Annotated in this window: 11 protein-coding genes and 1 tRNA gene; 7 read left to right on the forward strand and 5 right to left on the reverse strand. The window is 67.7% G+C overall.

The window, feature by feature from the left end; genetic code table 11:
• The 4 genes from paaD to O4G76_RS03760 are packed head-to-tail and all read left to right on the forward strand — an operon-like array spanning position 1 to position 4,212.
• Positions 1–486: a 1,2-phenylacetyl-CoA epoxidase subunit PaaD gene (paaD, locus tag O4G76_RS03745; RefSeq protein ID WP_269396163.1), complete on the forward strand. Its 486-nt coding sequence runs from the start codon at positions 1–3 to the stop codon at positions 484–486.
• A complete protein-coding gene (locus O4G76_RS03750) occupies positions 486–1,556 on the forward strand; it encodes a ferredoxin--NADP reductase (protein ID WP_269396055.1) in 1,071 nt (356 codons plus the stop codon). Before paaD ends, O4G76_RS03750 begins: the two co-directional genes overlap by 1 nt.
• 2 nt (positions 1,557–1,558) lie before the next feature.
• Positions 1,559–3,604: a phenylacetic acid degradation bifunctional protein PaaZ gene (paaZ, locus tag O4G76_RS03755; RefSeq protein WP_269396056.1), complete on the forward strand. Its 2,046-nt coding sequence runs from the start codon at positions 1,559–1,561 to the stop codon at positions 3,602–3,604.
• Positions 3,604–4,212, forward strand: a complete 609-nt coding sequence (locus O4G76_RS03760) for a transferase hexapeptide repeat family protein (protein WP_269396057.1) — start codon at positions 3,604–3,606, stop codon at positions 4,210–4,212. Before paaZ ends, O4G76_RS03760 begins: the two co-directional genes overlap by 1 nt.
• 7 nt (positions 4,213–4,219) lie before the next feature.
• Here the strand turns inward: O4G76_RS03760 and O4G76_RS03765 are convergent, their stop codons facing one another.
• Complete coding sequence (locus O4G76_RS03765) at positions 4,220–4,684, reverse strand: Lrp/AsnC family transcriptional regulator (RefSeq protein WP_269396058.1); 465 nt, start codon at positions 4,682–4,684, stop codon at positions 4,220–4,222.
• Between the two features lie 129 nt (positions 4,685–4,813).
• Here O4G76_RS03765 and O4G76_RS03770 point away from each other — a divergent pair, with 129 nt between their 5' ends.
• Complete coding sequence (locus O4G76_RS03770; RefSeq protein WP_269396059.1) at positions 4,814–8,257, forward strand: indolepyruvate ferredoxin oxidoreductase family protein; 3,444 nt, start codon at positions 4,814–4,816, stop codon at positions 8,255–8,257.
• A gap of 46 nt (positions 8,258–8,303) precedes the next feature.
• On the opposite strand, the gene O4G76_RS03775 is transcribed toward O4G76_RS03770, so the two are convergent.
• The 3 genes from O4G76_RS03775 to O4G76_RS03785 all read right to left on the reverse strand — a co-directional run bounded on the left by O4G76_RS03775 (position 8,304) and on the right by O4G76_RS03785 (position 9,685).
• Positions 8,304–8,468, reverse strand: a complete 165-nt coding sequence (locus O4G76_RS03775; RefSeq protein ID WP_269396060.1) for an RSP_7527 family protein — start codon at positions 8,466–8,468, stop codon at positions 8,304–8,306.
• Positions 8,469–8,632: 164 nt separating this feature from the next.
• Positions 8,633–8,722 (reverse strand) — tRNA-Ser (locus O4G76_RS03780).
• Positions 8,723–8,791: 69 nt separating this feature from the next.
• Positions 8,792–9,685: a metallophosphoesterase gene (locus tag O4G76_RS03785; RefSeq protein WP_269396061.1), complete on the reverse strand. Its 894-nt coding sequence runs from the start codon at positions 9,683–9,685 to the stop codon at positions 8,792–8,794.
• Positions 9,686–9,774: 89 nt separating this feature from the next.
• Here O4G76_RS03785 and O4G76_RS03790 point away from each other — a divergent pair, with 89 nt between their 5' ends.
• Positions 9,775–11,007, forward strand: coding sequence for a putative DNA modification/repair radical SAM protein (locus tag O4G76_RS03790; RefSeq protein WP_269396062.1), 1,233 nt, complete (start codon positions 9,775–9,777; stop codon positions 11,005–11,007).
• 12 nt (positions 11,008–11,019) lie between these two features.
• Positions 11,020–12,468 (forward strand): UdgX family uracil-DNA binding protein, encoded by a 1,449-nt coding sequence (locus O4G76_RS03795; RefSeq protein ID WP_269396063.1) that lies wholly within the window; start codon positions 11,020–11,022, stop codon positions 12,466–12,468.
• Here the strand turns inward: O4G76_RS03795 and O4G76_RS03800 are convergent.
• Entirely contained in the window at positions 12,465–12,923 is a 459-nt protein-coding gene (locus O4G76_RS03800) for a GNAT family N-acetyltransferase (RefSeq protein WP_269396064.1), read from the reverse strand. The two genes, O4G76_RS03795 and O4G76_RS03800, sit on opposite strands and share 4 nt — an antisense overlap.
• Between the last annotated feature and the right edge of the window lie 174 nt (positions 12,924–13,097).

Here is a 13,097-nt window from a genome sequence, read left to right on the forward strand (position 1 = left end):
ATGCGCCCGGACACCGACACAGTGCGCGATTGGCTGGGCGAGGTCCCCGACCCCGAGATCCCGGCGATCTCGGTGGTCGATCTCGGCATCGTTCGCGACGTGGGTTGGGAGGACGACACGCTGGTGGTCGACGTCACGCCCACCTATGCGGGCTGTCCCGCAACGCTGGTGATCGCGCTCGACATCGAGACGGCGCTGCGCGAGCGGGGCCTCGAGAAGGTCGAGGTGCGCCGTCGCATGTCGCCGCCCTGGTCGACCGACTGGATCAGCCCCGAGGGCCGGCAGAAGCTGCTCGACTACGGGATCGCGCCGCCGCAGCTGAATGCCGCCAACTGCGCGGGCGTGCTCTCGGCCCAAAGCGCCGCCTGTCCGCTATGCGGCTCGGAGAACACCGAGGCGATCGCGGCGCGCGGCTCCACCCCCTGCAAGGCGCAGTTCCGCTGCCGCGACTGTCGCGAGCCCTTCGATTATTTCAAGGCGATCTGATGCAAGAGTTCTATCCGCTGACCGTCACTGGCATCGACCACGACACCCGCGACGCCGTGGTGGTCTCGCTCGCCCCCGCGAAGGGCGACCGCGACAAGTTCCGGTTTCGCCCGGGCCAATACCTGACCTTCCGCCGCGATTTCGACGGCGAGGAGCTGCGCCGCTCCTACTCGATCTGCGCCACCCCCGAGGAGGGGTTGCGGGTCGGCATCAAGAAGGTCGATGGCGGGGCGTTCTCGAGCTTTGCCAAGCACGAGCTGAAGGTCGGGGACACGCTCGACGCGCTGCCGCCACAGGGCCGCTTTCACGCCCCCGAGGAGGCGGGCGAGAAGCACTATCTCGGTTTCGCCGCCGGCTCCGGCATCACCCCCGTGCTGTCGATCGCCAAGAGCATCCTTGCCGGCTCCGACGCCGCCCGCTTCACGCTGGTCTATGGCAACCGGCAACTGTCTTCGGTGATGTTCAAGCGCGAGATCGGCGACCTGAAGGATCGCTATCTCGACCGGCTGAACGTGGTGCATATCTTCTCGGGCGAGGCGCAGGAGATCGAGCTGTTCTCGGGCCGGATCGACGCCGAGAAATGCCACGCGCTGTTCGGCCCATGGGTCAGCCCGAAGGCCGAGATGGCCTTCATCTGCGGCCCCGAGGCGATGATGAAGGACGTGGCCACCGCGCTCGAAGAGGCGGGCATGCCCAAGGACAGGATCAAGTTCGAGCTGTTCGGCGCCGCCCAGCCGGGCCGCGCCAAGATGCGGCAAGCTGCCCAAGCCGCGCGCGAGAGCGGCGACATGATCCGCGCCACCGTGATCCTCGACGGCGTGTCGCGCAGCTTCCAGATGCCGCGTAGCGGCCAGTCGGTGCTCGACGCGGCGCGCGAGCATGACATCGACGCACCCTTCTCCTGCAAGGCCGGGGTCTGCTCGACCTGCATCGGCCGGGTGAAGTCCGGCGAGGTCGAGATGATGCAGAACTACGCGCTCGAGGACAACGAGGTGGCGGACGGGCTGGTGCTGACCTGCCAGTGCCTGCCGCTCTCGGACGAGATCACCATCGAATACGAAGGACACTGAGCATGCTGGACGCCATTCCCACCGAGCCGCGCCGCCTCGAGTCCTATGTTGCCGGCCGCTGGCAGGCCGGCACCGGCGAGGGCCAGATCGTCGCCGATGCCGCGACCGGCGATCCGGTCGCCCGGGTCGACGCCACCGGCATCAACATGGAAGAGATGCTGCGCCACGGCCGCGAGGTCGGCGGCCCGGCCTTGCGCGAGATGACGACGCATCAGCGCGCGATGATGATGAAGCGCCTCGGGCTGGCGCTGATGGAGCGCAAGGAGGAGCTATACGCGATCTCCACTGCGACGGGCGCCACCCGCTCGGATGGCTGGATCGATATCGAGGGCGGCATCGGCACGATGCTCTCCTATGCTTCGAAGGGCCGCCGCGAGCTGCCCAATGCGCATGTCATCCCCGACGGAAACCCCGAGATCCTGTCGAAGGATGGCAGCTTCATCGGTCAGCACGTGCTGATGCCGCTCGAAGGCGTGGCGATCCACATCAACGCCTTCAACTTCCCGGTCTGGGGCATGCTAGAGAAACTCGCCCCGACTTGGCTCGCCGGCATGCCCGCCATCGTGAAGCCCGCGAGCCAGACCTCCTATCTCACCGAGGCCTGCGTGCGGCTGATGCTGGAAACCGGCGAGCTGCCCGAAGGCGCGCTGCAACTGATCTGCGGCCGCACCGGCGACCTTCTGGACCGCGTCACCTGCCAGGACGTGGTGACCTTCACCGGCTCGGCGGCCACCGCGCGCAAGCTGCGCAACACGCCCGCGATCATCAAGAACGCTGTGCGCTTCACCGCCGAGGCCGACAGCCTCAACGCCTGCATTCTTGGTCAAGATGCCACACCCGATAGCCCGGAATTCGAGCTATTCGTCAAGGAAGTGCATCGCGAGATGACCACCAAAGCGGGCCAGAAATGCACCGCGATCCGCCGCGCCATCCTGCCGCGCACGTTGGTCGAACCGGCGGTCGAGGCGCTGCGGGCGCGGATCGAGAAGACGGTGATCGGCCATCCCGGTGACGCCGCCACCCGCATGGGCGCTCTTGCCTCGACCGATCAGGTCGAGGAGGTGCATCGTGCCGTCGAGGCGATCGGTGCCGAGGCCCGCATCGCCATCGCGCCGGGGCCGGTGCCGGAGAAAGGCGCCTTCGTGTCTCCCTGCGTGCTGGTTTGCGACGCACCGCTGACCGCCAAGGCTCCGCACGAGATCGAGGCCTTTGGCCCGGTCTGCACGCTGATGCCCTATGACAGCCTCGACGAGGCTATCGAGATCGCCAATCGGGGCGCGGGCTCGCTGGTCGCCTCGGTCTTCACAGACGACACCGAGGTCGCGAAGACGCTGGGCCGCGGCATCGCTAAGCTGCATGGCCGGGTGCTGTTCGGCAACCGCCGCTCTGCCAAGACCTCCACCGGCCACGGCTCTCCCCTGCCCCAGATGGTGCATGGCGGCCCGGGCCGTGCGGGCGGCGGCGAGGAGCTGGGCGGCATGCGCGCGGTGAAGCACTTCATGCAGCGCACGGCGCTGCAGGGCACGCCGGACCAGCTCACGGCGGTCATCGGGCAGTGGATGCCCGGCGCGACCCGCAACGAGACGGACGTCCACCCGTTCCGCAAGTCGCTGGCCGAGCTGGAGATCGGCGACACCATCGTCACCGAGGCGCGCAAGGTCACGCTCGAGGACATCGAGCACTTCGCCAACTTCACCGGCGACACCTTCTACGCCCACATGGACGAGGAAGCGGCGCAGCGGAACCCGTTCTTCGAGGGCCGCGTCGCGCATGGCTACCTGATCGTCTCCTTCGCCGCAGGCCTTTTCGTGCAGCCCGACGAAGGCCCGGTGCTCGCCAATTACGGCGTCGACAACCTGCGTTTCATGACCCCGGTGAACGCGGGCGACAGCTTGCGCGTTCAGCTCACCGCCAAGCAGATCAACCCGCGCGAGACGGATGATTACGGCGAGGTCCGCTGGGACTGCACCGTGCTGCGCGACGATGCCGAGGTGGTGGCGCAATACGACGTGCTGACGCTGGTCGCCAAGCAACAGCGCGACCTCTGATGGCCAAGGTCTATGCCTATGACGGCGTCGTGCCGGTGGTGGACGCTTCGGCCTTCGTCCACCCCGAGGCGGTGCTGATCGGCGACACCCATGTCGGCCCCGGCGCCTATATCGGCCCCGGCGCGATCCTGCGCGGCGATTTCGGCCGGGTCGTCGTCGGGGCCAACGCCAACCTGCAGGAAACCTGCGTCATGCACGCCTTTCCGAACAAGGACGTGGTGATCGAGGAACGCGGCCATGTCGGGCATGGCGCGGTGCTGCATGGCTGCCGGGTCGGCGAGAACGCCATGGTCGGCATGAACGCGGTGATCATGGACGACGTGGTCATCGGGGCCGAGAGCATCGTCGCCGCGCTGGCCTTCGTGAAGGCCGGGATGCAGATCCCGCCGCGCTCGATGGTGGTCGGCATGCCCGCCAAGGTGATCCGCGAGTTGACCGAGGAAGAGGTCGCGTGGAAAAGCCAAGGCACCGCGATCTACACCCGGCTCGCGGCGGAGGCGGGGGAAAAGCTCGTGGCCTGCGACCCCCTGCCCCGCGCCGAGGAGGGCCGGAGGCGGATCGAGGCCCCGGCCTACGATCCGAAATACCTCGCCACGCCGCAGATGTGACGACCGGCTAGAGCGGCAGCACGCCGCGCGTCTTGACCGCGCGCAGCACCATGTTGGTCTGCGCGCTGGCCACCGCCGGCTGGCGAAACAGGAACTGTTCGAGAAACGCGTTGTAGGCGGCAAGGTCGCGGCAGAGCACCCTCAGGTGATAATCGGCCTGACCGGTCGTGGCGTAGCATTCCTGGATCTCGGGCCGCGACTGAACGGCGCGGATGAAATCCTCCACGGGCCGCATCTCGTGACGTACGAGGCTGACATGCACGATCGCCTGAAACGTCAGCCCGCAGGCCTCGGGGTTGAGCCTGACCCCGGGACGTTCGATCGCCCCGGCCTCTTCCAGCGCCCGCACCCGGCGCCAGCAGGAGGAGGCGGACATGCCGACCTTTTCCGCCAGATCGGCATTCGACAGCCGGCCATCCTCCTGCAAGGCGGCAAGGATACGGATGTCGGCAGGATCGAGAGATGTGACCATTTCATTCCGAGAACAGGCGGCCGCATGAAACGGCGTTCCGCAAACTAGCGCCAGTCGCGCGAAACTGAAAGCAATATCCACCGTGCCGGGTCCACAGTGGAGCAAGCCAGAGTCGGGGAGGACTCCGCCATGACAGATCAATCGCACAGCTTCCGCAGCTACCAGTTGTCGGACCGCTACAGGCGCACCGAGGGGCGCGTGTTCCTGACCGGCACGCAGGCGCTGGTGCGCATCATGCTCGATCAGGCCCGGCGCGACAGAGCCGAAGGCATGAACACCGCCGGTTTCGTCTCCGGCTATCGCGGCTCGCCCCTGGGCGCGCTCGACATGGAGATGTGGCGCGGCAAGACGCAGCTCGAAGAGCATCGCATCGAGTTCCTGCCCGCCGTGAACGAGGACCTCGGCGCCACCGCGGTTCTGGGCGCGCAGCAGCTCGCGCTCGACCCGCGTGCCGAAGTCGAGGGCGTGTTCTCGATGTGGTACGGCAAGGGTCCGGGCGTCGATCGCTCCGGCGACGCGCTCAAGCACGGCAACGCCTATGGCTCGTCACCCAAGGGCGGCGTTCTGGTGGTGGCGGGCGACGATCATGGCTGCGTCTCGTCGTCGATGTCGCATCAATCCGACGTCGCCTTCATGGCGTGGTTCATGCCGGTGCTGAACCCGGCCTCGGTCGCCGAATACCTCCCCTTCGGCGAATGGGGCTTCGCGCTGTCACGCTTTTCCGGCACCTGGGTCGGCTTCAAGGCCGTCTCGGAGACGGTCGAAAGCGGCCAATCGGTCGAGCTTCTCCCCCCGCGCGATTTTGCACAGCCGAACTACACCGCGCCCCAGGGCGGGCTCCACGTGCGCCTGTCGGACCTGCCGAGCCCCGAGATCGAGGCACGGATGCAGCACAAGCTTGCCGCCGTGCAGGCCTTTGCCGAGGCCAACCCGATCGACCGCGCGATCTATGGCATCCCCGACGCCCGCTTCGGCATCGTCAGCACCGGCAAGGGCCATCTCGACCTGATGGAGGCGCTGCGGCTGCTTGGCCTCGACGAGGCCGAGTGCCGCCGCCTCGGGATCGACGTCTACAAGGTCGGCATGGTCTGGCCGCTGGCGCGCAAGGCTGCGCTCGACTTCGTGCAGGAAAAGCAGGAGGTCTTCGTCGTCGAGGAAAAGCGCGGCATCATCGAAAGCCAGCTCAAGGAATATTTCTACGACTGGCCCGGCCACAAGCCCGCGCGCATGGTCGGCAAGTTCGACGGGCCGGGCAACCCGCTGCTGCCCTGGACCGGAGAACTGTCGCCCAAGGTGCTGCTGCCCGCCCTCGCGAAGCGGCTCGACAAGCTGTTTCCCGAGGAGGGTTTTCCGGCCAAGGCGCGGGCGCTCACCGAGACACCGCCACCGATCCTGTCGATCCCCGGCGCGACCCGCACGCCCTATTTCTGCTCGGGCTGCCCGCACAACACTTCGACCAAGCTGCCCGAGGGCAGCCAGGCGAATTCGGGCATCGGTTGCCACGTCATGGCGTCATGGATGGATCGCGAAACGCTGGGCTACGCGCAGATGGGCGGCGAAGGCGTGCCCTGGGTCGCGGCGTCGAAGTTCAATGGCGGCCGCCACATCTTCCAGAACCTCGGCGAAGGCACCTGGTACCACTCGGGCAGCCTTGCGATCCGTCAGGCCGTCGCGGCGCAGGCCAACATCACCTACAAGATCCTCTACAACGACGCCGTCGCCATGACCGGCGGCCAGCCGGTGGACGGCCCCGTCAGCGTGCAAGGCATCGCCCAGTCCTGCCGCGCCGAGGGGGTGGAGCGGATCGCGCTGGTCTCGGACGACCCGCTGAAGTTCGATCACGCCGATTTCCCGAAGGGCACCACCATCGACCATCGCCGCGATCTCGACCGGATTCAGCGCGAACTGCGCGAGATCCCCGGCGTCACGGTTCTCATCTACGAGCAGACCTGCGCCACCGAGAAGCGCCGCCGCCGCAAGCGCGGCACGATGGAGGACCCCAAGCGCTTCGCCTATATCAACGAGCTGGTCTGCGAGGGTTGCGGCGACTGCTCGGTCGCCTCGAACTGCCTGAGCGTCGAACCCAAGGAGACCGAGTTCGGCCGCAAGCGGAAGATCAACCTGTCGAGCTGCAACAAGGACTTCTCCTGTCTCGAAGGCTTCTGCCCCAGCTTCGTCACCGTCGAGGGCGCGACCCGCAAGAAGCGCGAAGGCGCGGGGATCGACGCTCTGGCTTTGGCCGCCGATCTGCCGATGCCCACCCTGCCCGCCCTGTCGACGCCCTACGAGCTCTTGATCTCGGGCGTCGGCGGCACCGGCGTCGTCACCGTGGGCGCGCTGATCACCATGGCGGCGCATCTCGAGGGCAAGGGGTCGAGCGTGCTCGACTTCACCGGCTTCGCGCAGAAATTCGGCACCGTGCTGAGCTACATCCGCCTTGCCCGCAGCCCCGACGATATCCACCAGGTGCGGATCGAGGCGGGCACGGCCGACGCGGTGATCGCCTGCGACATCGTCGCATCGTCATCGCCCAAGGCGAGCGTGTGCTACCGCCGTGGTACGCGCGTGGTGCTGAACCGCGCCGAGATGCCGACCGGCGATCTGGTGCTGCACCGCGACGCCGATCTGAAGGTCGATGCGCGAGAGGCGGCGATCGCCGCGGCGGTGGGGGCCGACAAGCTCGACGCCTTCGACGCCAACGCCGTCGCCGAGGCGCTCTTGGGCGACGCGGTGTTCTCCAACGTCATCATGCTGGGCCATGCCTGGCAGAGCGGCATGGTGCCGGTGAGCCTCGCCGCGCTCGAGCAGGCGGTCGAATTGAACGGCGTCGCGATCGAGAAGAACCGCATGGCGCTCGCCTATGGCCGCCTGCTCGCGGCGCGCCCCGAGCTGCTGCGGGAGGCACTGGGTCAGGCGCCCGCCGGGGAAGAGCCGCTGGAGCGGCTGATCGACCGCCGCGCCGCCTTTCTCGAGGACTACCAGGACGCGGCCTGGGCGCAGCGCTACCGCGACCGGCTCTCGCACTTCTGCAAGAGCCTAGCCCGTCCCGCGGAGGAAGCCGAGGAACTGACCCGCCTTGCCGCAAAATCGCTGTTCAAGCTGATGTCCTACAAGGACGAGTACGAGGTGGCCCGGCTGCACAGCCTGCCCCGCCTCACCAAGGCGCTGCAGGCGGAGTTCGACGGCGATTTCACCGTGAAGCATCATCTCGCACCGCCGCTCCTGCCATTGGGCCGCGACAGTCGCGGCCGCCCGCGCAAGCGCGCTTTCGGCACCTGGATCAGACCCGGCTTTCGCGCGCTGGCACGGCTGAAGTGGTTCCGGGGCAGCGCCTTCGACCCGTTCGGCTACACCGCCGAGCGGCGCATGGAGCGCGAACTGATCGGCTGGTTCGAGGAGGTAATGAGCGATTGCGCCGCTGCCTCGGGGGCCGATCTCGACACCTGCCGGGCGCTGCTGTCCGCCCCGATGGAGATCCGCGGTTTCGGTCCGGTCAAGGCCGAGGCGGTGTCGCGCGTAAAGCCCCGCGTCGCCGAGTTGCGCGCTGCGCTCGCATCCCGGATGGCTGCCTGAGATCAGGCGCGGCGGAGTGGCCTCACGCCGCTCCGCCGATACGCGATCAGGCCGCGGCGGGCGCCTTGCCGCCGCCGAGCACGCCGCGCAGTTTCGCGGCAACGTCATGGAACAGCCGCGCGATCATGTCGGAGCGCATCTGGCGCGCCTCGGCCAGAACGGCCTCCATCTGGGCTTGAGTCGGGTGGGTATAGCGAACGATCTGGGTCATCTTCGGCTCATTGGGAACATCGGCGGGCCTTATCGCCCGCCCCCCCCAAATGGCCCCGTTTCCGCGCGGATGCCAGTCAATGCCGCCATGCGGCAAACGCATGCCCTGACGCGCGTCGCAGTCCATGCATACGTAGCAAAACTCAGCGATTAATTAGAAGAAAGTGGCGGAGACGAAGGGATTCGAACCCTCGAGACGGTTTCCCGCCTGCACCCTTAGCAGGGGTGTGCCTTCGACCACTCGGCCACGTCTCCGCCGGTGTGTCTATGCGGCGGCGGAAGCGAAAACAAGGGCGAAATCCGCTCCGTGGCGGAAATCTGGGATCAGCCTTCCAACGTCGCCAGATGCGCGGGACTCAACCGGCTTTCGCCGCGCCAGCGGTAGAGGCAGGGGCTGGCCGGATAGTCCAGGCAGGCGACGTTATGCGCCTCGATGCGCGGCGCACCTTGCATCTTGTAGTGGCCGCAGAGCACCGGTGGTGCCTCGTGGTCGTAGAAGGCGAAGTTGGGACGGTGCGGTAGCGAGGCGTCGGGAAGCTCTTGGGGGCGGGGCACCGACAGTGCCGCCTCGCGCCAGCGCGCCGCGCCATGGCGCCACCATGCAAGGCGCACGCGGTGACGCAGCGCGCCGTGGCTGTCGGTGAAGCCGTGCCCCTCCGGCAGGGTCAGTTCGGGCCCGGTCACCAGCATCTGCACCGCCCGGCCGAAGCGGCTGGAGCGGGTCGCGATCTCGTGCAGATCCTCGGGTCGCAGGCGGCCGGCGGGGCGACGTGCCGCGATGGTTTCGACCGCCGGGGCGCTCCAGCAGGCATGAACGAGACGCAGGCCGTCCCACTCCAGCCAAAGCGGCAGCGTCAGGAACCAGTCGGTCCAGCCCAGCGCCTCCGGCGTCATGATTCCGAAATCGGCCACGAAGCTGCGATGCTGGGCCTTGTTGCGCGCGCTGTGGCGACGCAGCGCCGCACCGTCCTTGCCCAGCCGATGAAACAGGATCGCGTTCAACTCGTGGTTGCCCATGACCGCCACCGCGCGACCCGTCTCGACCAAATCGCGTACCCGTCCCAGCACCGCACGGTCGGACACGGCCGCCTGCCCCGGCAGCGCGTCGATGAAATCGCCGAGCAGCGCCAGACGCGCGCCAGGCTCCGCCGCGTCAAGGCTGCGTTCCAGCCGACCCGGGTCGGCATGGATGTCCGGGATCACGTCGAAGGCGCTCATGCAGCCGAGCTAGCGGAAAGACGCAGGCGGACAACCTGTCGCAGCCGGGTCACCTTGTTGCGGAAAGGGTGGAACATTAGCTGAACGACATGACAGCGCACAGCCTCGAACGCAAGCTCGCCATCCTTTCCGACGCCGCCCGCTACGACGCCTCCTGCGCGTCTTCGGGGACGGCGAAGCGCAACTCCAAGGACGGCAAGGGTCTCGGATCGACCGAAGGGTCGGGCATCTGCCACGCCTATGCGCCGGACGGGCGTTGCATCAGTCTCCTGAAGATCCTGATGACGAATTTCTGCATCTTCGACTGCGCCTATTGCGTGAATCGGGTGTCGTCCAACACCGAGCGCGCGCGCTTCAGCGTCGACGAGGTGGTGAAGCTGACGCTGGAGTTCTACCGGCGCAACTACATCGAGGGGCTGTTCCTGTCCTCGGGCATCATCCAGAGCCCGGACAAGACGATGGAGGACATGGTCCGGATCGCCAAGAAGCTGCGTCTCGAGGAGAGCTTTCGCGGCTACATCCATCTCAAGACCATTCCCGAGGCGAGCGAGGAACTGATCGAACAGGCGGGGCTCTATGCCGACCGGGTCTCGATCAATGTCGAGATGCCGACCGACGCGAGCGTGACGCAATACGCGCCCGAGAAGAAGCCCGACACGATCCGTCGCGCGATGGCCGGCGTGCGGATGCGCAAGGAGGCGGCGAAGGACAAGAGCCACACCGGCAAACGGCCACCGCGCTTCGCGCCCGCCGGCCAATCGACGCAGATGATCATCGGCGCCGACGGGTCGAACGACGCGACGATCCTCGGCCAGTCGACCCGGCTCTACTCCTCCTACGGGCTCAAAAGAGTCTATTATTCGGCCTTCTCGCCGATCCCCGACGCCACGGCCAAGCTGCCGCTGATCAAGCCACCATTGATGCGCGAGCACCGGCTCTACCAGGCTGATTGGCTGATGCGGTTCTACGGCTTCGATGCGGGCGAGATCACCGCCGGGACGGATGGCAATCTCGACCTCGCGATCGATCCCAAGCTCGCTTGGGCGCTGCGCAATCGTCACGCCTTTCCGGTCGATCCGATGCGGGCCGATCGCGAGGCTCTGCTCAGGGTGCCGGGTTTCGGGGCCAAGACGGTGGGCCGGATCATCGCGGCGCGGCGGCATCGCCGGCTGCGCTGGGACGATCTGGTGCGGATGGGGGCCAACATGAAGAACGCCCGGCCTTTCGTGACGCTCGCGGACTGGACGCCCGGCGCGCTGCTCGACGCGCCGGATCTCGCGGCGCGCTTCGCACCGCAGCCGGAACAGCTGTCGCTGTTCTGACGTTTCGGGCCCATGCCGCACGTCGCCCTGCCCCATACCGGAACCGACAAGGCCTGGCGCGACGCCGCGCGGGGGCTGGTCGCGCGGCGCGTGCCCCCGGACGAGGTGACGTGGAGCCGGGGCGCGGCCGAAGAGGATCTCTTCGCACAGGCGCCGGAACAGGTCGCGCAGACGCGCGCCACCCTCAAGGTGCCGCGCGATTTCGTGTCGCTGGCGGGCTCGGTGGTCTGGCACCGTGATCCCGAACGCTTCGCCCGGCTCTACGCGATGCTGTGGCGCCTGAGATCCGAGAAGGGGTTGATGGAGGATCGCGGGGACGCCGCCTTGGCCAAGCTGCGCTCCATGGAAAAGGCGGTGCATCGCGACCGGCACAAGATGACCGCCTTCGTGCGATTTCGCGAGATCGGCGCGCGCGATCTGCCGCGCCGTCGCTTCGCTGCCTGGTTCGAGCCCACCCACTTTACGCTGGAGCCCACCGCCCCCTTCTTCGCGCGCCGCTTCGCCGACATGGACTGGATGATCGCGACACCGGACCTCACAGCCGTTTTCGAGAACGGCGAGTTGGGCTTCGCCGAGGGGCAGCCCAAGCCGGACATCCCCGAGGACGCGACCGAAGAGCTTTGGGGCACCTATTTCCGCAACATCTTCAACCCCGCTCGGCTCAAGGTCGGGGCGATGATGTCGGAGATGCCCAAGAAGTACTGGAAGAACCTGCCCGAGGCGCGGCATATCCCCGAGATGATCGCGAGCGCCGGGGCGCGGGCCGAGGCGATGCAGGCCGCCGCCCCCACCCTTCCGCCCCTGCGTGCCGCGAAGATCACGGAACGGCTCGCCGCACCTAGCGTTGTGCGCGCGATGGCCGATGATCTCGATCAGCTTCGGGCGGAAGAGAACGCCTGCACCCGCTGCCCGCTCTACGAGAACGCGACGCAGGCGGTGCCGGGCGAAGGCCCGCGCGACGCCGATCTGATGGTGGTGGGCGAACAGCCCGGCGATCAGGAGGATCTGGCGGGCCGGCCCTTCGTCGGTCCCGCCGGGCAGATGTTCGACCGGATCGCCCGCGAGGCCGGAATCGACCGCAGCCGCGCCTTCGTCACCAATGCGGTGAAGCATTTCAAGTTCGCGCCCAAGGGCAAGCGGCGCATTCACCAGAACCCGAACACCGGCGAGATCAAGGCCTGCCGCTTCTGGCTGCAATCCGAGATCGAACTGGTGCGCCCGAAACTGATCCTGTCGATGGGCGGCACCGCCGCCGAGAGCCTGACCGGTTCGCGAAAGGGAATCCTGTCGCGGCGCGGCACGGTCGAGGAGACCGCCGAGGGCGTGCCGGTGTTCCTGACGGTCCACCCCTCCTACCTGCTGCGCCTGCCCGATCCGGCGCTGCGCGACGACGAGACCGAGAAGTTCCGCGCCGATCTGAAATCGGCGCAGGCGCATCTGGAAGAGCTGCGCGCCTCCTAGTCGAGATCGAGCCGCATCGTCGCCATGCCGTCGCGCTGGCTCAACTCCTCGTAGCCGGCGGCGAGATAAAGATTGCGGGCGGGCGCGTTGTCGGTCTCGACCTTGAGCGTGATCGACAGCGCGTCGAGATCGCGCCCGGCCTGCTCGATCAGTCGCGCCATATCGGCGCCCGTGCCGCCGCGCGCGGCCTCCTCCAGAAACACGTAGGTGAGATGGCGCACCTCGGGTCCGATGCCCACCCGCATCGCGAAAAAGCCGATCTCCCGACCCTGATCGTCGAGCACATAGAAGGATTCGTCGTGCAGGTCGCCGAGCCACTTCTCCTGCCATTCGAGCGGATCGAAGGGATGCTGGGCCGAGGGGTTCACCAGCCGCAGATCGGTCTCGTTAGTCAGCAGGCGCGCCAGTGGCGCGAGATCGCGCTCGCGGTTACGGCGGAGTGTCAGGTCGGGCATCGCGCTTTTCCCTTTCTCGGCGACGGAAAGGGGTGTGACTGCCCGATTCGGGGGGGGGGGGGGGCGCGGGGGGGCCCGGCGGGGGGGGGGGGGGGGGGGGGGGGACTGCGGGGGGGAGGCCGCGCGGGTGGGGAGTGGGGTGGGCCCGGGCGCGGGGGCTGGGGGCCCGCCGCG

The sequence above is a fragment of the Limimaricola sp. G21655-S1 genome, from assembly GCF_027213785.1.
Taxonomy (GTDB): Bacteria; Pseudomonadota; Alphaproteobacteria; order Rhodobacterales; family Rhodobacteraceae; genus Limimaricola.